The sequence below is a fragment of the bacterium genome, assembly GCA_035549195.1.
In the GTDB taxonomy this organism is placed as follows: domain Bacteria; phylum Oederibacteriota; class Muellerivitia; order Muellerivitales; family Muellerivitaceae; genus DASZRK01.
In genome coordinates this window covers 80413-99300 of record DASZRK010000060.1, presented here as the reverse complement: position 1 = coordinate 99300, position 18888 = coordinate 80413, and the positions used below count along the sequence as shown (strand labels likewise).

Genomic DNA, 18888 nt, shown 5'->3' with positions numbered 1-18888 from the left:
TGAAGGTGGGCGTGGGCGTCGGCGGCGCGCAGGTGAAGGTCGGTGTCGGGGGCACCGGCGTGCAGGTGAAGGTCGGGATCCCCACCGTGGGCGTCGGCGGCAGCGTGGGAACGGCGCTGACCACCAGGTTGGCCGTCGTCGAGACCGCCGCGGACAGCTCGGCGCAGGTCATGATGGCCGTATTGGCCAGGGTCGAACCGGCCACACCCGCCAGTTCGTTCACCTTGGCCACGTAGCTCATCGCGCAGTTACAGGGCCCCACCGTGGCGGCGATCCAGGAGAGGGTCTGGCCCGTGCAGACGAAGGTCCCCCCGGCCAGGGAGGAGGCGGATCCTTGCACGTAGGTCAGGCCCGCCGGCAGGATGTCCAACACTTGGGCGCCGGTGGCCGCGCCGCCGGTCACGTCCACTTGAACGGTGAAGGTGACCGAGGCCCCGACCGGGGCCGATCCGGGTGAACAGGACTGGTGGCAGTTGACGTCCGGCGAGCCCATGGTCTTGGCCATGGTCCCCGGACCGGTGGGGGTGCTACCGGTCGGACCGTTGGCCTGTTGACAACCCGCCATCCCCAGCAGGGCCAGGGCCAATCCGAAGGCTTTCCAATTGTTTTTCATTTCTCTTTCTCCTTTTCGCGGATGAGCCGTCCGGGGACGGCCCTGGTTCCAGGGGATGGCCGCCAGGGCAAAGCCCCGGCGGATGACCCCGGTCCGCCCCGAGTGCCCCAGGGCGGATACCAGCCCTTAGAGCAAAGGAGATACCAATGGAGGAGATGCGATTTAAAGGGATTCGGGCCCGTGAAAGGACGAAGGAACGGGGATTCGGGCGACCACGCCCGTGCGCCCTTGCCCGAAAACCGGCGGGGCTCGGCGGAGGGTCTTCGGGTTCAGGCTTCCGGATCTTCCCCCGGGCCCCGCTCGTCCCCCGAGTCCAGCCCGTACTTCTTGATCTTCAGCCGCAGGGTCTTGTAATCCACGTCCAGGATCTTGGCCGCCCGGCTCTTGTTGCCCCCGGCGGACTTGAGGACGTTCAGGATGGCCTGCCTCTCCACCTGCCCGGCCGCGTGCTCCACGATCCGGCGCAGGGGCTGGCCCGGGAGCACCGGCACCGCGACCGGCGCGGGCGATTCCCCGCCGGCCCCCAGCAGGACCTTGATCTGCTCGGCGTGGATGGACGAATCCGGCGTGAGCAGCACCGCCTGGCGCACCACGTTGCGCAGTTCCCGGATATTGCCCGGCCAGGCATGGGCCCGCAATAGGGCCTCCGCCTCCTCCGTCAGGCCCGCCACCGGCCGCCTGAACTCCAGGCTCGCCTCCTCCCGGAACCTTTGGGCCAGGGGCAGGATGTCCTCCGGGCGCCGGCGAAGGGGCGGGAGCTGGAGCGTGAATTCGGCCAGGCGGTAGTAGAGGTCCTGCCGGAACTGGCCCGTCCGGGCCGCCCCCTCCAGCGACAGGTTGGTGGCGGCGATCACGCGGGCCTGCACGGGAAAGGCCTGGGTGGCCCCCACCGGGCGCACCTGGCGCTCCTGGAGGACCCGCAACAGTTTCGCCTGGAGGGAAAGGGGGAGGTTGCCGATCTCATCGAGGAACAGGGTGCCGTTCCCGGCCAGTTCGAACTGGCCCGGCTTGCGGCGGTCCGCCCCGCTGAAGGCGCCCTTCTCGTGGCCGAAGAGCTCCGATTCCAGCAGGTTCTCCGGGAGCGCCCCGCAATCCACCGCCACGAAGGGCCCCTCCCGCCGGGAGCTCTCCTCGTGCAGGGCCCGGGCCACGGGTTCCTTCCCCGTCCCCGTCTCCCCCTGGATGATGACGGTCAGGTTGGAATCGGCCACCTTCTGGACCTGCTCCATCACCTCCAGGATGGCGGGGCTCCGGCCCGCGATCTTGGACAGCGCGGGCCCCCGCTTCCCCGCCCGGCTCCTGAGCGACCGCATCTCGGCCAGCATCTCGCTCTTCTCGATGGCCTGGGCCAGGATCAGGAGCAGTTGGGCCCCGTCGAAGGGTTTGGTCAGGTAGTTGTAGGCCCCCAGTTGGATGGCCTCCACCGCCATGCGCACGTCGGTCATGCCGGTGAGCATGATGACCGGCAGGGCGGGGTGGGAGAGTTTCAGTTCCTTGAGGACCTCCAGGCCGTCGATGGCCGGGAGCATCACGTCCAACAACACCGCGTCCGGCGGGAGCCGATGGACCTGGTCCAGGGCCCGGGGGCCGGTGTCGGCGGTGAGGACCTCGTAGGCGCCCCCGCGCTCCAGGATGTTCCGCAGGGACCCGCAATCGAAGGGTTCGTCGTCCACCACGAGGATCTTCTTGGCGTCCCGGCCGCACCCGGCGGGGCTACGGGTCCCCTCCGGGTCCAGGTTCACCTTCCCTGATCGCATGTTCATGGCCAGCATACCTTTCCAGGTGGACCCGGAGGCGCCCCAGGGCGCCGTCTCCGGTCCACGGCTTCGGACATTTCCGACAGACCAAGGTTCCTAGGATCGATGGATGAAGAGCGCCTCCCGGCGGGTTCGAACGGCGTTCACCGCCGATACTTCGATTATTCGGTCCGGTCCCGGAGCCTGTCAAACCCACCCCCGCAAATAAGCGAAGGAAATATTTTTCCCGGATCTTTTCATGGGCCGGCCTCAAAACGTTGCGAGAGAGGTTGGAAAAAGCGCGATTGGAAGCGGTCCCACGCCGTGAGGAGAGGCGTGAAGTTCTTATGCCGCCCGCCCTTCCCTTTTGGGAGAATGGCCCATCCCGCGTCGAGGAAAGGATCGGCCATGGCCAAGCAGGACCCGAGGATCTATTGGGCGAAAGAGAGGACCTTCCTGGCCTGGGTGCGCACGGGGCTGGCCCTCATGGGCTTCGGTTTCGTGGTGGCGCGCTTCGGGCTTTTCCTTAGGCTCATGCGGGCCCAGGCCTCGGACATCCCCGATCCCCACTCGAGCGCCTCCATGTGGCTGGGAACGCTCCTGGTGCTGATGGGGGTTTTGGTGGAACTGGGTGCGACCCTCGATTACATCCGCTTCTGCGCCAAGCTCAAGCAGGGGAAGACCGATCCCCCGTCCCTTTCCCGCCTGGGCGTGGCCACCGCCTTCGGGCTGGTGATCTTCGGATTGCTCATGGCCCTTTACCTCATCGCCCGGGGCTGAGCGGGAAGGTCCCCCAATAAAAAAGCCCCACGGCGATGACCGCCGTGGGGCTTGGGAAGCCTTCCTTACAAAGCGAGCTTGAAGCCGAGGTTGCCGGTAAAGCCCGTATAGTCTAGGTCCGTCCAATGGTAGCCCGAAGGTGGAGTGTAGGACGTGGCCTTGGGATTGATCTCGTAGAACTGGGTGTCCGAGGAGGAGACCAGGCGGTAAGTGCCCGAGGTGGCAGTGCCGCCGAAGGTCAGGTTATTGGATTCCAGTTGGCCGAAATCGGCCACGCGGAAACGGGCATCCACCAAGAAGGAAAAGCCCCCGCCCAATCCCAATTCCTCGGATAGCCCGAGGGTCCCGCCGATGTTGTCCGATCCGAAATCACCCACATAGAGCGTATCGGATTCGAGGTTGGAGGCGTAATGGAGCGAGGCGTGGTAAAAACCCGCGCCCAGGGTGAGCCGCGTGTGGTTCCCGCCCTCGTTCAGCAGGTCCAGGCCGTAGTTCAGGGCGACCCCCAACAGGGTGGGGTCCATCAGTTGGAAATAGTGGGCGTCCGTTCCGGCGTAGATGGTGGTCCCCATCTGGGAGGTCCAGGTGTTCTCGATGCCCACGGATAGGCTGTTGTTCTTGTCCAGTTGGAGGCCGAGTTGGCCGCCCACCAGGATCCCCAGGCCATCGTTGTTGAAATGGGTCTGGTCGCCGAAGTTGTTCTTGGCGACATCGTCGAAGGCCTTGACCGCTTTGCCCATGTCCCCCAGGGACGCCAGGTCCATGGCGCTATAGGCGCTGAAAAAGACGCCCGATCCCATCTCCACCGTTGCGCTCGTGTCGGCCATCTTGGCCTTGGCCCAAGCGGAAGAGACCATCCCCAAACCCATCACGGCCATCAGCAAGACAAGAAGCTTTTTCATTCTCATTCTCCATGGAACGGTATCCGGCAATGGCGGCATTACAGCCCAGCGGCCCAATAACAGCAATAGCTTTTTGAAAGAACGGGTTCCCAGGGACATGGCTATAATCGCTCCCCATGGGACCCATCCACCGCAAGCTCCTCCTCACCTTCCTCCTCTTGCCCCTGGCCGCTCAGGCCTTGGCCAAGCCCGAGCTCATCCTCTCGACGGGCGACCTTTTCACCTCCCATTTTTCCTACGAAGGCAGGAGCCTCGACAACCTGGGGGAACTCAAGCAGGTCATTTCCATCTCAGGGGATAAGCAGGCCATCGGTTCGGTCGAAGCGGCCCAGCGGGACAAGATTGCGGCCTATATCAGCCTGGGGCTGGGCCTGGGGTTGGTAACGACGGGGCTGATGATCTCCCTGGATGACGGCAACCGGGATACGGAGCTTCCCTCGGCCCTGGCCGGGACCGGCTTTGGCCTAGGCGGGCTCTTCCTGTTATTGGATCGTTTGTCGGGGCTGGACGCCGAAGGCGCGGTGAAACACTATGACCAGTGGGCCCAAGGCGGCGCCCAGGTGGGCTTGGGGCTTTCGCCCAAGGACGGATCTCTTTTCGCGAGCGTGCGGTTTTAAGCCTAAAATGGGACCGGCTTTTTAATGGCCGAAATCATCTCCAGGAGAACCGATGACCCCGACCCCACGACCGATATTCGCCTATGCCCTGCTGGCCGCCTTGATCACCGGGTCCGGATGGAGCGCCCCGGCCCTTCCCCAAAAAGGGAACCGGCTCAAACCCATGCCCACCCAAGGCCGCCTGAAGCCGAAACATCGGGACGACCGCTTGAAGCCGAAGCATGAGGACGACAGGCTCAAACCCAAGCATCCCAATGACAAGTTGAAGCCCAAGCACCCGAACGACCGTTTGAAACCCAAACATACGCCTCTCCCCGGCATGACAAAAGGGGAGGCCCAGTCGGAAGTGGATAGGCTGAAGGGAAAAAAGGATTCACAAGGGGAAATGAACAGCGACCAAAACACGAGACTTCAACAGGGAATGGACCGGAAGTCCAAGACGGAGCAAATGATATCCAACACCATGAAAAAGGAAGACGACTCAGGCAGTGGGATCAGCAAAAACCTGAAATAAGTTCAGCGAGACTTTTTCGGGGGCCCCGGGAATAGGACCTCCCCTTGGATCGACCAGGATATCCCGAAGACGATGACCGCCAGGGATCCCAGCCAAAAGACCGCCCAACCCGTTGGCATTCGGGGTTCTTCAGGCAGAGGTCGTAAACCATGGTCAGCAAAATGCATCCCGTCACGATCAGGCCGCATGTCCGATAGACCAGGTCGTGGGCTTTTTGAGGGATCATGGCCTTGATGGGCCCGAGAAATTCCCCCCAGGGATCGTTCTCTTTCGGCGAGCGTGAGGTTCTAAGGTTCTAGGCTTCGATCCGACCGGGCGCCTTTATTCCTCCAAGACAATGACACTCCCCTAAATCAACCTGCACTCTACCGATAGGCAAGGATTGTGGATCGACACTTTTCTTGGATCAGGGCTAAGGCTTCACTAAATTGATCGCACTTTTCAGATCAGGGTCCAATATTCTAACTTTGGCTTCTTTGTAGCGTTTTTCCCACCATAGATATTTTTGAGCCGACACATAATTAATTACTGTGGTGTGATTTCTTTTCTCAAAACGACTCTTAATTTCTGATATTTTTTTCACATCGGGATCAACCCGTTTCGAAAGTCGGAGATATTCAGCAAAATCCCCGTCCTTTTCCGCCATTTCCTTATAAATGACTTGGTCAAGTTTTTCTTCGGTGATGGTTGCGCGAAGACCGATCCGGGCACCCTCGTCCATTGGGCTGCCCGCATTCTTCGTGATGCTATTCCAACGCTTCTGGACTTCATCATCGCTTACATCAATTTTGAATTCCTTGGCGGTATTGTTATAAATAATTTCTTTAATTTTATTGGAGAGTCGCTTAATTAGGTAAGCAGTGGTGCGGGTGCCATCGTCATTAATGTCATTTTTCGTGATGACCATATCACCCACCGTAGCAACAACGGATATTGAACCATGCCCATCACCATGATCATTTTCTTCATGGTGAGCATATATTTTGTTCGAGAAAAATATCATTAGGCATACCATCAGAACGGAAATCCTGGTTTTCATAAATTGCCTCCGAAACCATTGAATAGAACCGAAACAGTTCGATTCGACGGCTCCCTCTTATCGAGTGTGCGCTTCTAAGGCCAACTAGGCACCTAGACGCGGCCTTTTCTTTTCCGTCCGAACCGAAGAACGACCACCCGATAGGTCTTTTCCAAGAAAAACCCGATCAGGAAATATTGAAGCGTCCCCAGTAACCCATACGCCAGGCCATCTTGGATCGTCTGGTTTCCGGTCAGATGGGTCAGGTCGAAGATCAACGGAGCATTTCTAAAGAACGTCAAGGGCGCCCCAAGGATAGCCACCCCGATCCAACCCCAACCGTCTTCCGAAGGTTGCCGCAACTCGAACACCAGCACGATCAGAACAAGGAAAAAATAGCCGAGGGACAACGCCATCCCCAAGTTGAATTTTTTGAGCCGCAGTTGGATTATTGATACGGTCAGGGCAAGGAATGAAAATCCGAAAAGATTCTCCGCCCAATACCAATATTGGTCGATCAATGGATTGAAAATAAGGAGCAAGGCCAGAACTACCCAGACAGTCGATAAGATCGCCATTATTGTTTTGCCGATATTCCCCACGATCACACCTTTTCCTCAGGTTCTCTAAACATCATCCTCCACGCCGAAGGCGCGGTGAAGCGGTATGACTAGTGGGCCCAAGGCGGGGCCCAGGTGAGCTTGGGGATCTCCCCTAGGGACGGTTCCCTCATAGCGAGTGAGCGGTTTTAGGGCCAACTAGGCGCCCTTTGTTCTGACCCTCTATTCCCGCAATTCCCGTTTTTGATCCGGCGGGACTTTTTACCGTCGATCCTTGAATTTGTACTTACTCAAATAAATGAATCTCAACACCATAAATATCGTCTGGATGATCAAAAGCGCCAAAAAGGACCCGAACAAGTAACGTTTGCCATCCGGCGAAAGAATGACCTTATTCAGGAAATAAAAGGCAAAAAATATCGCCGTGTTATACACGGGCCAAAAGGACCCCAGATAGATCAAGAATTTGCCAGGCGGTTCCTGTTGTTCCCTTTTCGCATCCACTCCCTGTCGGTTCTTTAATATCTTTGTCCGTTCTGCGATCACCAAAAAGGAAAACACGACAACCGCGATCCCCAACCCGATCGTGCCGAAAATGTCATAGTTCGTCGGAATGTGGTCCTGGCTGCTGTTGCGAACGGAAGACAAAAGGATCCCGATGATCAAAAACAGAACGATGGGCAAGATCAAATTGATCAGGCTCTCGCGAAGTATTTCTTTTTCGTTTTTTATCATTCTAAGATCCCCAAAAAGAGGATTTGCGTGATTGATGTTTTTTGGCCGCAAAGCGGCGTCTTTTATCGCTGAACAAACAAATATAGAGACAATGGCCAAACAACTAAAATTATTAAAACCCAATAATTAAACTTCAGTACTTTTACATCTTCAAAAGCAGCCAAAAACCCCGAGATAAGACTCAAAAGGCCAAAAATAATATTTTGCATCCCTAAACCACGTTCTGCTCTTGTCACAATTCCCAGAACAAAAAACGCAGAAAATAACGAACTGGTAGTAAACGCTAAAATCCTTCGCCTCAAGGTGTCATCCGAAATGATCCAATAAACACTATAAAATTTTTTAACCACCACCTGAAATAATGTTTCTCGGGGTTTCTCTCTTCTCTTCACCGCGCCGGATTTTCTTTTCATTAGAGCCTGCCCCTTTTTCAGTTATGGCTCTTCCGTATTGCCTTATAGGTCTTTTCCAAGAAAAACCCGATCAGGAAATATTGAACGGACCCAAAAATCGCGAATGATACCCCCTGCTCAAGTGTTGAATTGTTCAAACAACTTATTAGATCGGAAATTATCGGAACACCGTTCAATAGGTTCGAAGGCATGCCAAGTAGGAACACCATTATCCAGCCCCATCCCTGTTCCGAAGGTTGGTGCAGTTCGATCAAGGTAATGACCAAGTCATAAGTAAAATATCCGGCCGCCAGAACAACGCCAAGATTCAGTTGGCTCGTTCGCAACTGAATTATCAAAAAGGTAAGCGACGCGAGCAAAAATCCGAAAATGTTCTCAAGCCAGAACCAATATCGGAAAACCAGCGGATTTACGATCAAAAACAAAGCGAGCAAACCCCACACGACCAATAAAACAGCAGGCACTTTTTTGTCGCCATTTCCCACGATCACACCTTTTCCTCAGGTTCTCTAAACATCATCCGCCACGCCGAAGGCGCGGTGAAACACTATGACCAATGGGCCCAAGGCGGGGCCCAGGTGGGCTTGGGGATTTCCCCCAAAGACGGATCTCTTTTCGCGAGCGTGTGGTTTTAAGCCTAAAATGGGACCGGCTTTTTAATGGCCGAAACCATCTCCAGGAGAACCGATGACCCCGACCCCACGACCGATATTCGCCTATGCCCTGCTGGCCGCCTTGACCACCGCGTCCGGATGGACCGCCCCGGCCCTTCCCCAAGAAGGGCCCCGGCTCAAACCCATGCCCACCCAAAGCCGCCTGAAACCGAAACATCGCGATGACCGCTTGAAGCCGAAGCACGAGAACGACAGGCTCAAACCCAAGCATCCCAATGACAAGTTGAAGCCCAAGCACCCGAACGACCGTCTGAAGCCCAAACATACGCCTCTTCCCGGCATGACCAAGCATGAGTTCCAGTCAAAAGCGGAGGACCTGAAAGGAAAAAAGAATTCACAAGATGGTCTGGATGACCAACAGATGGGACAGCTCCAAAAGAACATGGACCAGAAGTCCAAGACGGAACAAGAGATATCCAACACCATGAAAAAGGAAGACGACTCAGGAAGTGGGATCAGCAAGAACCTGAAATAAGTTCAGCGAGACTTTTCGGGGGACCTGGGAATAAGACCTCCCCTTGGATCGACCAGGATATCCCGAAGACGATGACCACCAGGGATCCCATCCAAAAAACTGGGCCCATCCGTTCCCATTTATCGACGAACAAACAAATATAGAGACAATGGCCAAACAATTAAAATTATCAGGACCCAATAATTAAACTTCAGTTTTTTTACATCTTCAAAAGCAGCCAAAAACCCCGAGATAAGACTCAAAAGGCCAAAAATAATATTTTGCATCCCCAAACCATGTTGTGCTCTTGTCACAATTCCCAGAACAAAAAACGCGGAAAATAACGAACTGGTAGTAAACGCTAAAATCCTTCGCCTCAAAGTGTCATCCGAAACGATCCAATAAACACTATAAAATTTTTTCACCACCAACTGAAATAATGTTTCTCGGGATTTCTCTTTTCTTTTCGCCGCGCCGGATTTTCTTTTCATTAGAGCCTAGCCCTTTTTTCACTAATTTAAAAAACCAACATCAAACAGAAAGTAAAGACGACCGATCACCGGAAAAGATCAAGAGGACCCTTGCCCCTTCATAGAACGTCAAGCGCATCATTAAATTTCCATTAATTTCTTTGGCGCTGTAATAAAACACCTCTCTATTTTCCCCATACTCGTCAGCGCCCGAAAATTCCTCTTTTATCCTCTCCCTACTCTGAAATAACTCTTCAATCTTCATACGGGCTATCAGCTCCGCTCCGATCCCCGCACACACCACATCCACGCCAGCATACTCGGCATGCGTTTGGACTGCGCCGCGATACTTTTTTCCGTAATGTCTGAAATATAACCCCTTTCCCACCCTTTCCATTAACAAAGCGAATCGTTCCGGCTCGAAGTAAAATTTCGGAGCTCTATATTCGCCGTCCTCGTCAGTAAGAATCGTCATTCTTGATCTTTGAAACATTCTTTGAAAAATCCCCGGGTGGTGCTTATGAGCGCGTTTACCCTTCGACAAAAAATATTTGACCGCCAAATGATTTATCGCGTTACAAAACGACAATGAATACCAAAGAAATTCATCGTCTTTAGATTTCCCAGAATTATGTTCTTCGCAAGAAGGAACTATGAAAAGGTTTTTCCTGAAATCCTTCCCAGGAAAACCAAGACTAGCGTTTTCTGAAATTTCCGGGAAAAGACATCTCGGTGGGACATGCTCTCGCGTCGTCGCGGACTTCTCGCACATGTAACATGATTTTTCCGCGAGTCTTGCTTCTTTTAATTTCATATGGAAGGCCAAATAGCCTCAATGTTATCGCAAGCATCTTCAATTTCGTGAGATAACCTAGACCGCATTTTTGCAACCCGGTGAATAACGCCCCGACGGACATCGATAAACTCGATATTCCTATTGGTCACTGGCGCGTGCTTTCCAACTTCCAAGAAAAGGAGCTGGCTGATAATTGTATATAAACGTCTAGTGGGCGGCTCTGCGGACAAATGAAGGAAAATATATTTTTGTATTTTATTTTCAATTCCAGCAAGATCAGGGGTTAGAGAAATCCTCACCCCCTTATGAGTATGTTTGAAGGTCGATGTCCCTTGGTGTTGGAGGGGTTTATCGCCAAAATATCGAACATATGCAGATATAACTTCTGCATTATTCCTTAATCTCACTCCTGCCTTTCCAGGAGTCGCGTTTCCAGCGGCTGCCACTTGATTTGAAATCCCCTGAAGCCAAGCTTGATCTCTTTGCCGTTGATGAAAGGACCTTATCGCAGCCCGAGCTTCGGCGTAATACAAAGTCTGAGCCACACCTTCTGGCTTTGGATATTTATAATCCCGTAAAATTTTTCTTTGCTTTGAGGAATTGGAATCCATGTATTTCGCTAAACCCTTGACCGTTAGACCAATCATTCGACACCTCCCAAAATTTAATTCGGGCATAAAAAAACCCGGGAGCTTTCCCAGGTTTATTGGAGGTGGTCGATGTTGTCTAAGTAGTGGGCCACGCGTTCAGTAAAAGGAAAAGCTTTAGTAGTCCTGTAATAATTATCCACACCAATGGGAGGCCGTCAAGAAAAAAGTATACTACCGTATACTTTTAGGCAGACGCGGAATGATTAAATAATCGTTTGCTCAACCATCTTTTGAAATAGTTCTGCCCGCACCAATTTTTGACCACCTAAAATCACTTCAGAATAGGTGTCATCGATAATTCTACTTTTTCCGTCGTGGACATGAACGTGGATTCCCTTTTCCTGTGGACGGTCAGCCTTCCAAACAATAGCAGGAGTTGAAGCCCAAATGTTATATGTGCATCCCTGGCATTCATCCAAATTCACGGAGCGATTAGGTTCAACAAACTGAGCATTTTTTAAAAAGGAATCATGTAAAGGTTTTAGTGGAGTTGAAATAATCTTTTCTTTGCTCCAAGTGCTGTCATATCCGCAGTTGGCACAAAAATGTTTCTTGTGAGGTGTTATTCCAAAATCCCCCAAGTCCAAATGTGGATATCCACAGGTCGAACAATTCACACAATCCGTTTCTCGCCCCAGTTCCAACGCTTGAACAAATTCAAACGCGGCCGGTGGAGTAATATTGATTAAGCTAATTTTAGATTTCCCAAAAAGTTCTAAGTTTTGGTTGTTACGAACAGATATTGCATCGTAATCACCGTCAACCGTCTTATGCTCACCCGCCTTCTCTCGAACATGAACATGGATTTTCGGAGTTCTTTTTTCCATTTTTCTTGAGGATAACGCCGCTGGCATTGAGCACCAAATTCCCACTTGGTAGTGGTCGCTCGGATCGAGTTCAAATGGATCCACAACGTAATTCATTTTCTGATCATGATTTGCGCAAATCATTTTCCCAATTCGTGAATAGGACTCGATATCTGCCTTTGTTCCCCAATACACCTGATGAGTCCTACACCACCACCTATTTACCCCATGACGGAATTTACCAGCGCTTACTATGTCGCAAGGTAAAACAGCATCTGTCCCCGCATTACCGGGGAAGTTCCCAAGAATTGATTGAGAATAAACAGCAATATTTCCTAAGGTTCGTCCATAAGACCAACAAATTGCAGGAGACTCATGCATAGCAACTTGCTCCGCCTTTTCAGCGGAGATATCGTCCCCAATTTTTCTCAGAAATGCTTTTTGGGGCTTTTGACCCGGTTGGTTTTCCCACTCGCATTCCCAAAGCTCAATAACATGAGAAGTTGGGTTTATTTTTCGTTCAATGAACACTTTTGTCCTTAAGCACATTTAAAATCTTGAATTATTTAAAGCAAGAGCTTTACCAACTTCCTACATAACAACTAAATCAATTGTAAGATGATGCCATGACAGAATTCGAACCAAATAAAAAAGATTTTTCATTAACATCTTGGTATTTAAGCACTCCAAGAATTTTCGATCTCATAGATCCAAATCTCATTCCATCAGCCCCAATTGGACTTCCAGAATGGCTTCAAAGAGGCGCCTATCTTTCAAACATCAACAAGAGCTTTGAGGAATGGCTAAAGACTCAAAATATCCCGACACTAGGACAATTAAATTCAGCGCGGTCAATCAAGGAAGGAATTTATTTTACTCATTACGACGCATATTATTATCGACTCACAAAAACAAAATCAAAATACTGCCGTTTAATGCATTGCAATCTGGGAAGCATTGACTTGAACCTGGAACTTCAAGGCGAACTTCAAGAAGAACATTTAGTATCACAAACATCGCAAGTTGTGCTCTCAGGATTTAAACCTCATTTTTTATTCGGTCTCATAACTAGTATCGATTCGAAATACTTAAACGCTGTTCCAATTGTAGTTTCGACAATGACACCCGAATTTTCAAAAGCATCATACATTGGAAAAAATTGGCCAAATCGACTGGAAGTCCACATTGATAGCATCGATTCTTTTCAAGAAGTTAAAAACGTGCCGACCCCCAATAAGAACGATTTGAAACTTCTAGAAAGAATACCCGAACTGGAAATTAAAAAAGCAATTGCAGAAATCATCAATGAACAGGATTTGGACAAAGACTGGGCCGGCGAACGTTCCGACTTTTTCACAACGAGAATCAAGTATTCCGGGCATAGGATTTCTACTGCCATGGCACTGAAAGGCCCAGCGCAATTTAAACCAATGACATTTTCAGTTTTGGGCAAAGCAGGTGATCAAGTAGATCGACTCTTTACCGAGCCTGCAGAGCTGATGATTCTTCAGCACTGTCACATAATCAAAAAGGAAGTCCGAGGGATGATGCGTGCCTACGCAACTCGAGTTGGAAATCTGAAGCTGTTTTGCTTAATTGATGGCTACGACACATTGCGACTTTTGCGCGCCTATAAAAAATGTGGGTTATAAATTTATTTCGATGCCGCCAAACTCATTGCAGTCTTTTTTTCCGGCATATCACTCCAAATCCTGCCATTCAATTTGCGGCCTCTTTTTTTCTTTTGGACTCCACCCCATTGCTTGAAGAAAAATGGGACATTAAATTTCTTACATTGTTTTTGAATGTCAACGACCCATTCCTTTTCCATCGGCCTTGCACCAGGACCGGACTCACCGCCAACAATGACCCAATCGATTCCCCTTAACTTCAAATTTGGTAAAGGTGATAACAAAGGTTCTAAAGAGAGAAATTTAATCTTTGCATTTGTCCGCTTTAACATTTCAATTCGATAAGTGAACTTATCGGATTCGACACTAACACCCATCCATATGTTTTTCGTCCATTTAACAGATGAGCTAATTTTTTCGAGTCTATCCGCGCGTTTTGTCAAGACTTGAAATTGATGCCAATGGGCATTGTTCATCGTTTCGAACACCTGCTTCAGGAACTTAAGTGGAATGTCCTGATGAAATAGATCTGACATTGAATTAACGAATATTCTTTTCGAGTCTTTCCAAGTCAATGGTAAATTCAATCTCAATGGCCAAGTTTTAAGATCAAAACCCTGTTCATACGGATGGCCTGGTATTCCTCTCCACCGCTCTGCGAACCTTTCCGCATAACAATTTGCACACCCAGCGCTAACCTTGTGACAACCCGTCACAGGATTCCACGTCGCATTGGTCCATTCAATTTTTGAATTTTCAGCCATTTTTCACTCCGACCTCAACCTGCGGGGAAATAGATCGCCGCATCTTCAGGGAATGTATTTTTCTTCCTGCCAATTTTTTCTACTCGAATTTTCTTATCTGCATCCATCCCGCTCGTTTCATTTTCATTCAGAACTTCCCTCTTATGCCTATCCAAAAACCTAGTGTTGAATTCAACAAAGGCTTTAACTTCTGCCCCCGTTACTTTTCGCCCCCGAAACTTTTTAAGCATCAAATCCCATAGCTCCATTTTCCAAGCCTTGAAATCAAAAGTTAGGGAATTATATTCCGTATCAACAAATTGGAACCTACCACTACTATCAGCTCGCCACATAGCTTCTTTCATTTTCAGAAAGCCCAGCTGATTGTTAGTCAAAAATACCATGTCATGGAAAACCTTCTTGGAAGTTTCTAACATCCTAAACGGAAGATAAAATTGAGACAGTCGCCCCGCTACCTTTTCATGTAGTTTTCTAATCATTTTGTATCTGGTCTGCGTATCACCTTCACGTAGAATTTCCTCAATAATCTTTTCACATCCATCCCCAAAAACCTCTTTCATTAATGGTGCGTTCGATAAATTCCTATTTATCCCATCAACATCCAGCAGAAGAAAAACTTCAGCCGATCTATTAGATAATATCTTCCTAATCAACTCCAAGGGATAACCCTTCACTCCGAACGGATCAATAAAAATTAACATCGGAAACTGAGAACCCAGAATCCCATTTTTGAAATTTGTTATTATTCCAGGGAGTTCATCCTCAAATCTTCCGCAAATCGGTTCGTGTATTTTTATCTTCGAATCGGATTGGGCCGAAGATATTTTCTGTTTTAGATTTTCGATCCGGTCGTTTCTCGCATCAACAAAGTACATTTGTAGCGAAAAATTTTTAGTTGTGTTCTTGAGGGCGTTGCCAACTTCGGCGATTGCGATTAGTGGAGATCCCGGCTCTCCCCCTTCGTACTCTCCAGGTCCACTAAAGCCATCAACGAATAAGGCTTTTGAAAATTTATTCGGAAGAATGGAAACCCAGGCCCCTATGTAACTTTTTAGTATTAAGTGTTTTGCTTCTGTGTGTTTTTCACAGGGCCAAATTGTCTCTGAAATGCCAGCCAAGATACACCTCAATAGTATACACTTGTATTCTTTAGGGTTGCCAGTAAAATATACTGACAAACAATCGGCCTATATTATCGACAAATATTTTTTCAGAAAACAAAAAGCCCTTCCTCAAAAGAGAAAAAGCTTTAAAGAGACCAAATTCTGCCTAATTTTAGTTCATCTTAGAATTAATAAACCTTATCCCTTCAAGAATAGCCTTCCCCTGTCCCCATCCACTCAAATTCCCCTGCATTATCCGTGTTCTCAACAAGCAAATCGACCAGGCCGCATTTTCCCTCACCGCACCACCCGATAGTTCTCCGGCAGGTTGACCGGCTTGTACCGGCTCTTCGGGTCCTTCATCCGTTTGATCACGCTCTCATGGACCAACGCGCCCTCTTGGATGAACCGGGGCTGGGCCAGGGGTAGCTTGAACCTGTAGACCTTCTCCTTGAAGTCGAAATAGCGCTTCGGGATGAATTCCAAGATCCACCAGAACCCCGTCAGGGACACATGGAGCTTGCCGGCGGGATCGGGGGCGGCGTTGGGCGCCTCGAAAAGGGCCTTCACTTTGGCCTTGTCGAACTTCAACCCCGCCTTAGTGGCCTCCCGGATCATCCACCCCAGGGCGATCTGGGAAAGCCCGCATTCGCTGTAGGGGCTGTAACCCCCGCCGATGTCCGAATGGACCCCAGGGAACCAGACCTGGACGATGTCCTGCCCCTCCTCCCCCCGGGCCATGAGGTTCTGCCGGAAGAAACAGCGCCGCTCGTCGATGGAAATGGCGTGGCGGGCGATCTTGATGTCCCGGTTGCGGTAGGTGTTCGGGAAGGAGGTGGGGTCGTAGATCCAACCGACCGAACTGACCGTGTCCCAGACCCCCACGAAATGGGGTTTGCATTCCCGTGAGAAGGTCTTCTTGAACTCGGCGGACAGGGCCGCCGCGTTGGGGTCCTCCCGGTTGAAGAGCTTGTAGGCGTAATTGATGAGCAGGTCGTCGCCCCGCTGGAGCAGGCCGAACTGGTTGAGCATGCCGCAGAGGATGCGGGCCGTATAGGCCCCCCGGCTGAAGCCGAAGACATAGACCTTGTCCTGGGGGCCCCGGTAGCTGTCCATGAGGAAGCGGTAGCAATCCGCCACGTCCTTTCGGATGCCGAAGCCCATGGCCGCGCCCAGGATGCGGTTGAACCAGGTCCAGAGCCACAGGAGCGGGTTGGAGACCCCCACCGTCCCGATGCCCGGGTGGTAATAGACGGTCTGCTGGTTCTTGTCCTTATCCAGCGCCGAGAAGAGCTTGATGACGTTGGAATTATGCGACCCGAACTCGTTGCCCGTCCCGTCGCAGCAGATGACGATGTTCATGGGACCTCTTTGTTATTTATGCAGGTGTTCGAATGCCTGTCCTTAAAGCCCGAATAATCGCCCGAGTAAGAGGTCGGCCCATAAACTTTTGCTTCGAGCAATCTAGACATAGTTCCTCTTTGAAAAAACGCCTAACTCGGATCGGTTCAGCCCCGTTTTTCGAGCGCGGCCCGGATCGCCTTCAAATGCTCCTCGATCTTGTCGATCTTCCAATACCAAAGCATGAGCGCCCGGCAAGCCAAGAAGATCACCAAAACCACCACTATCGATATCAACAACTGGAGCAATTCCCCCATGGTCCCACCTCGTTCCTCGAAGATGAATGACGATCGAAATACCCGGCCATTCTAATTTTCGGGCTTCTAAAGTCCTAATGCCTTCTTGGCGGCATCCACCTTCTCTACATCCCCCGCCACATTGGCCACGCCCCCGCTCACGTCTTGGACCGCCTTCAGGGGGTCCACACCATTGCCTGCCGAGCCCGCAGTGGCGCTTCCAGCTTCTTGGCGCGGTTGTACCTCTCTCACTCGTTCAACCCGATACCCCAACCCCTCCAAGTGCCTTAGGGAGATCTCCAACGCCATCGGCTTGGTCCAAAGGGTCTTCGGGACCCGCGACGCCCGGCTTTGCAGGGTGACCTGGCCTTGGATCCGGTAAAGAACCGTATTCCCCGCTCCCCCTGTCGCTCTTGGTGCCTGGCCTTTGGAATAGAGCTGGTATTCCTGCTTGGTCTGCATCTCGGTCTGTTGGGCCGAGGGGAAGAATTGCTTTTGGAAGGTGGGGTAATAGTCCGCCGTCAAAAGCCCTTTGAAATAGGCCAGGTCGTCGGACCACATGGAGCCGGAGCGGCCATAAAAGTGATCGCCGAATTCCTTGAGGAGGGGGATGCCTTCGGGGGCCCAACCCGGTACGGGTTGGGCACTTGGCTGGACAACTTGTGGTTGTCCGCCAGCGGCCCGTTTGGCGGCTGAACCCAATGGGGCCTGACGGCCCATTTGCTTGGGTTCAGGCTTATTGGGGATCGGTTTGGCAGGAACAACGTTTGAGGCTTCAGCCTGAGCTGGCACTTGAGCCCGTTCGACTCCCTCCGGTCGCTCAGGGCGTTCCGCCGGGACCGCCGAGGTTGTTTCCTGGGTATTTGGGCTCTTATGGAAAAGGTTCCCGACCCCATGGAATACCAACAAAGCCAGGATCCCCAGGGCCGCCAGGGCGTGGAGCATATAGCGCCGAACAAAAGTGCCTAGGGCGCGTTTCAGGTTCGAGGCCAGGAAGCCCCCGAGGGCACCGATGAGGCCGCCAGCCAACAGGCCATTCCCTTTCAAGTGGTCGTAAAGGACCTGAAGGTCGGTCTTGCCGCCCGATACGGGGACGGGGTTCCCCTTGGACCCGGGTGCCGGGGCGGGGTCTTGGGGGGCCTCTACGGCTTGGTCGGACACCCCCGCCTTGACCGCCGGTCTGGACGGCCTCGGGGACGGCTTGTTCCCCCCTGCCTTTGCCATCCCAGGCCGGTAGTCCTCGGGCTTCTTCCCTTGATGGATCCACTGGACCATCTCTCGGACCCCCATCTGGGTGAGGTTCTGGTCACGGACTTCGACCAGGGCCCGCTGGACCAGGGCCTGGGTGGCTGGGGTCACCGGATCGGTCGCCAGTCCGGCCAGTTCGGCGGCGGCCAGCTCCGAAATGCCCTTATTCCCCTTATTTCCGTTGTTAGTGTCACTAACAAGAATGGCCCTCGCCTCCGGGTTGAGGAGGGGTAAGAGGCTTAGGGCCCGGTTCACCTTCGGTAGATCTATCTTCAACCCGGCCCCTATCTCCCTTTGGCGCAGGGTGGGGTCCGCCTGCTTGAGGGCCTCGATGGACTGGTAGTCGGCCCACCAGCCCCTTTCCCGGACCGCATTGTCCAGGTGGGTGATCTTGACGGCCTCGGCGGGGGTGGGGTCCAGCAGGAAGGCCGGGATGGTCTCCCGTTTGAGCCAAAGGAAGGCCCAGTAGCGGCGTTCCCCGGCCAGGATGACCCATTGTTGGTTCCGGGGGTCCGGGGCACCGGGGCCATGGGGGGACTTTTCCGCTTGAGGGCTCCGGACCAGGGGCATGACCTTGATGGGGTTCAGGAGGCCTTCCGCCTCGATGTTCTCGGCCAGGTCGGTGATCTGGTCCGCGGGGATGGGCGGGCCGGGGTTCTTGGGGTTGGGATGGACATTCGCCAGGGGGATCTCCACGACTTGGGCGACGGGACTTAGGGTCGGCATGTTGACCTTCCTTTCAAATATAGGTTCAAAGAGGTCGGCTT

The 18888-nt window shown here is 52.2% G+C and carries 22 protein-coding genes; 5 read left to right on the top strand and 17 right to left on the bottom strand.

The window, feature by feature from the left end; all coding sequences use genetic code 11:
• Both VHE12_11200 and VHE12_11195 read right to left on the bottom strand, forming a co-directional pair.
• Window positions 1–613: hypothetical protein (locus tag VHE12_11200; protein HVZ81343.1), on the bottom strand; the 613-nt coding region annotated here is incomplete at its 3' end.
• Window positions 614–882: 269 nt separating this feature from the next.
• Window positions 883–2376: a sigma-54 dependent transcriptional regulator gene (locus VHE12_11195; protein ID HVZ81342.1), complete on the bottom strand. Its 1494-nt coding sequence runs from the start codon at window positions 2374–2376 to the stop codon at window positions 883–885.
• Between the two features lie 381 nt (window positions 2377–2757).
• On the opposite strand from VHE12_11195, the gene VHE12_11190 reads away from it, so the two are divergent.
• Window positions 2758–3129, top strand: coding sequence for a DUF202 domain-containing protein (locus tag VHE12_11190; GenBank protein HVZ81341.1), 372 nt, complete (start codon window positions 2758–2760; stop codon window positions 3127–3129).
• A gap of 65 nt (window positions 3130–3194) precedes the next feature.
• On the opposite strand, the gene VHE12_11185 is transcribed toward VHE12_11190, so the two are convergent.
• Entirely contained in the window at window positions 3195–4031 is an 837-nt protein-coding gene (locus tag VHE12_11185; protein HVZ81340.1) for a hypothetical protein, read from the bottom strand.
• 116 nt (window positions 4032–4147) lie between these two features.
• Between VHE12_11185 and VHE12_11180 the strand changes: the two genes are divergently transcribed.
• On the top strand, window positions 4148–4648 hold the full coding sequence (locus VHE12_11180) for a hypothetical protein (protein ID HVZ81339.1): 501 nt from the start codon (window positions 4148–4150) through the stop codon (window positions 4646–4648).
• A 52-nt stretch (window positions 4649–4700) separates the two neighbouring features.
• Window positions 4701–5162 carry a hypothetical protein gene (locus VHE12_11175; protein ID HVZ81338.1) on the top strand — a complete coding sequence of 154 codons (462 nt, stop codon included), beginning with the start codon at window positions 4701–4703 and terminating at the stop codon, window positions 5160–5162.
• A gap of 412 nt (window positions 5163–5574) precedes the next feature.
• On the opposite strand, the gene VHE12_11170 is transcribed toward VHE12_11175, so the two are convergent.
• From VHE12_11170 to VHE12_11150, 5 genes are all read right to left on the bottom strand, one after another.
• Window positions 5575–6201 (bottom strand): hypothetical protein, encoded by a 627-nt coding sequence (locus VHE12_11170; GenBank protein ID HVZ81337.1) that lies wholly within the window; start codon window positions 6199–6201, stop codon window positions 5575–5577.
• Window positions 6202–6293: 92 nt separating this feature from the next.
• On the bottom strand, window positions 6294–6782 hold the full coding sequence (locus tag VHE12_11165) for a hypothetical protein (GenBank protein ID HVZ81336.1): 489 nt from the start codon (window positions 6780–6782) through the stop codon (window positions 6294–6296).
• A gap of 219 nt (window positions 6783–7001) precedes the next feature.
• A complete protein-coding gene (locus VHE12_11160; GenBank protein ID HVZ81335.1) occupies window positions 7002–7574 on the bottom strand; it encodes a hypothetical protein in 573 nt (190 codons plus the stop codon).
• Entirely contained in the window at window positions 7538–7888 is a 351-nt protein-coding gene (locus VHE12_11155) for a hypothetical protein (GenBank protein ID HVZ81334.1), read from the bottom strand. Before VHE12_11155 ends, VHE12_11160 begins: the two co-directional genes overlap by 37 nt.
• A 17-nt stretch (window positions 7889–7905) precedes the next feature.
• Complete coding sequence (locus VHE12_11150; GenBank protein HVZ81333.1) at window positions 7906–8373, bottom strand: hypothetical protein; 468 nt, start codon at window positions 8371–8373, stop codon at window positions 7906–7908.
• A gap of 202 nt (window positions 8374–8575) precedes the next feature.
• On the opposite strand from VHE12_11150, the gene VHE12_11145 reads away from it, so the two are divergent.
• On the top strand, window positions 8576–9037 hold the full coding sequence (locus VHE12_11145; GenBank protein ID HVZ81332.1) for a hypothetical protein: 462 nt from the start codon (window positions 8576–8578) through the stop codon (window positions 9035–9037).
• A 119-nt stretch (window positions 9038–9156) separates the two neighbouring features.
• Here VHE12_11145 and VHE12_11140 read toward each other — a convergent pair whose 3' ends face one another.
• From VHE12_11140 to VHE12_11125, 4 genes are all read right to left on the bottom strand, one after another.
• Window positions 9157–9507, bottom strand: a complete 351-nt coding sequence (locus VHE12_11140) for a hypothetical protein (protein ID HVZ81331.1) — start codon at window positions 9505–9507, stop codon at window positions 9157–9159.
• 40 nt (window positions 9508–9547) lie between these two features.
• Complete coding sequence (locus tag VHE12_11135; GenBank protein HVZ81330.1) at window positions 9548–10312, bottom strand: hypothetical protein; 765 nt, start codon at window positions 10310–10312, stop codon at window positions 9548–9550.
• Complete coding sequence (locus VHE12_11130) at window positions 10297–10929, bottom strand: hypothetical protein (GenBank protein ID HVZ81329.1); 633 nt, start codon at window positions 10927–10929, stop codon at window positions 10297–10299. Before VHE12_11130 ends, VHE12_11135 begins: the two co-directional genes overlap by 16 nt.
• 206 nt (window positions 10930–11135) lie before the next feature.
• Window positions 11136–12269 (bottom strand): hypothetical protein, encoded by a 1134-nt coding sequence (locus tag VHE12_11125; protein ID HVZ81328.1) that lies wholly within the window; start codon window positions 12267–12269, stop codon window positions 11136–11138.
• A 95-nt stretch (window positions 12270–12364) separates the two neighbouring features.
• Here VHE12_11125 and VHE12_11120 point away from each other — a divergent pair, with 95 nt between their 5' ends.
• Window positions 12365–13390, top strand: coding sequence for a hypothetical protein (locus tag VHE12_11120; GenBank protein ID HVZ81327.1), 1026 nt, complete (start codon window positions 12365–12367; stop codon window positions 13388–13390).
• Between the two features lie 2 nt (window positions 13391–13392).
• On the opposite strand, the gene VHE12_11115 is transcribed toward VHE12_11120, so the two are convergent.
• The 5 genes from VHE12_11115 to VHE12_11095 all read right to left on the bottom strand — a co-directional run bounded on the left by VHE12_11115 (window position 13393) and on the right by VHE12_11095 (window position 18847).
• The gene (locus tag VHE12_11115; GenBank protein HVZ81326.1) at window positions 13393–14133 is read right to left on the bottom strand and encodes a phage Gp37/Gp68 family protein; all 741 of its coding nucleotides are present in this window, start codon (window positions 14131–14133) and stop codon (window positions 13393–13395) included.
• A 14-nt stretch (window positions 14134–14147) separates the two neighbouring features.
• Window positions 14148–15251, bottom strand: coding sequence for a three-Cys-motif partner protein TcmP (locus tag VHE12_11110; GenBank protein HVZ81325.1), 1104 nt, complete (start codon window positions 15249–15251; stop codon window positions 14148–14150).
• 282 nt (window positions 15252–15533) lie between these two features.
• Window positions 15534–16598, bottom strand: coding sequence for a DUF2235 domain-containing protein (locus VHE12_11105; GenBank protein HVZ81324.1), 1065 nt, complete (start codon window positions 16596–16598; stop codon window positions 15534–15536).
• 146 nt (window positions 16599–16744) lie between these two features.
• The gene (locus tag VHE12_11100) at window positions 16745–16894 is read right to left on the bottom strand and encodes a hypothetical protein (GenBank protein ID HVZ81323.1); all 150 of its coding nucleotides are present in this window, start codon (window positions 16892–16894) and stop codon (window positions 16745–16747) included.
• Between the two features lie 66 nt (window positions 16895–16960).
• Complete coding sequence (locus VHE12_11095) at window positions 16961–18847, bottom strand: ParB/RepB/Spo0J family partition protein (GenBank protein ID HVZ81322.1); 1887 nt, start codon at window positions 18845–18847, stop codon at window positions 16961–16963.
• Between the last annotated feature and the right edge of the window lie 41 nt (window positions 18848–18888).

Bases quoted from the DNA above. Each gene is read 5' to 3' on its own strand.
- VHE12_11100 (HVZ81323.1), bottom strand. From the start codon at position 16,894: ATGGGGGAATTGCTCCAGTTGTTGATATCGATAGTGGTGGTTTTGGTG.
- VHE12_11105 (HVZ81324.1), bottom strand. From the start codon at position 16,598: ATGAACATCGTCATCTGCTGCGACGGGACGGGCAACGAGTTCGGGTCG.
- VHE12_11170 (HVZ81337.1), bottom strand. From the start codon at position 6,201: ATGAAAACCAGGATTTCCGTTCTGATGGTATGCCTAATGATATTTTTC.
- VHE12_11155 (HVZ81334.1), bottom strand. From the start codon at position 7,888: ATGAAAAGAAAATCCGGCGCGGTGAAGAGAAGAGAGAAACCCCGAGAA.
- VHE12_11130 (HVZ81329.1), bottom strand. From the start codon at position 10,929: ATGATTGGTCTAACGGTCAAGGGTTTAGCGAAATACATGGATTCCAAT.
- VHE12_11190 (HVZ81341.1), top strand. From the start codon at position 2,758: ATGGCCAAGCAGGACCCGAGGATCTATTGGGCGAAAGAGAGGACCTTC.
- VHE12_11180 (HVZ81339.1), top strand. From the start codon at position 4,148: ATGGGACCCATCCACCGCAAGCTCCTCCTCACCTTCCTCCTCTTGCCC.
- VHE12_11145 (HVZ81332.1), top strand. From the start codon at position 8,576: ATGACCCCGACCCCACGACCGATATTCGCCTATGCCCTGCTGGCCGCC.
- VHE12_11185 (HVZ81340.1), bottom strand. From the start codon at position 4,031: ATGAAAAAGCTTCTTGTCTTGCTGATGGCCGTGATGGGTTTGGGGATG.
- VHE12_11195 (HVZ81342.1), bottom strand. From the start codon at position 2,376: ATGAACATGCGATCAGGGAAGGTGAACCTGGACCCGGAGGGGACCCGT.
- VHE12_11175 (HVZ81338.1), top strand. From the start codon at position 4,701: ATGACCCCGACCCCACGACCGATATTCGCCTATGCCCTGCTGGCCGCC.
- VHE12_11115 (HVZ81326.1), bottom strand. From the start codon at position 14,133: ATGGCTGAAAATTCAAAAATTGAATGGACCAATGCGACGTGGAATCCT.
- VHE12_11120 (HVZ81327.1), top strand. From the start codon at position 12,365: ATGACAGAATTCGAACCAAATAAAAAAGATTTTTCATTAACATCTTGG.
- VHE12_11095 (HVZ81322.1), bottom strand. From the start codon at position 18,847: ATGCCGACCCTAAGTCCCGTCGCCCAAGTCGTGGAGATCCCCCTGGCG.
- VHE12_11140 (HVZ81331.1), bottom strand. From the start codon at position 9,507: ATGAAAAGAAAATCCGGCGCGGCGAAAAGAAAAGAGAAATCCCGAGAA.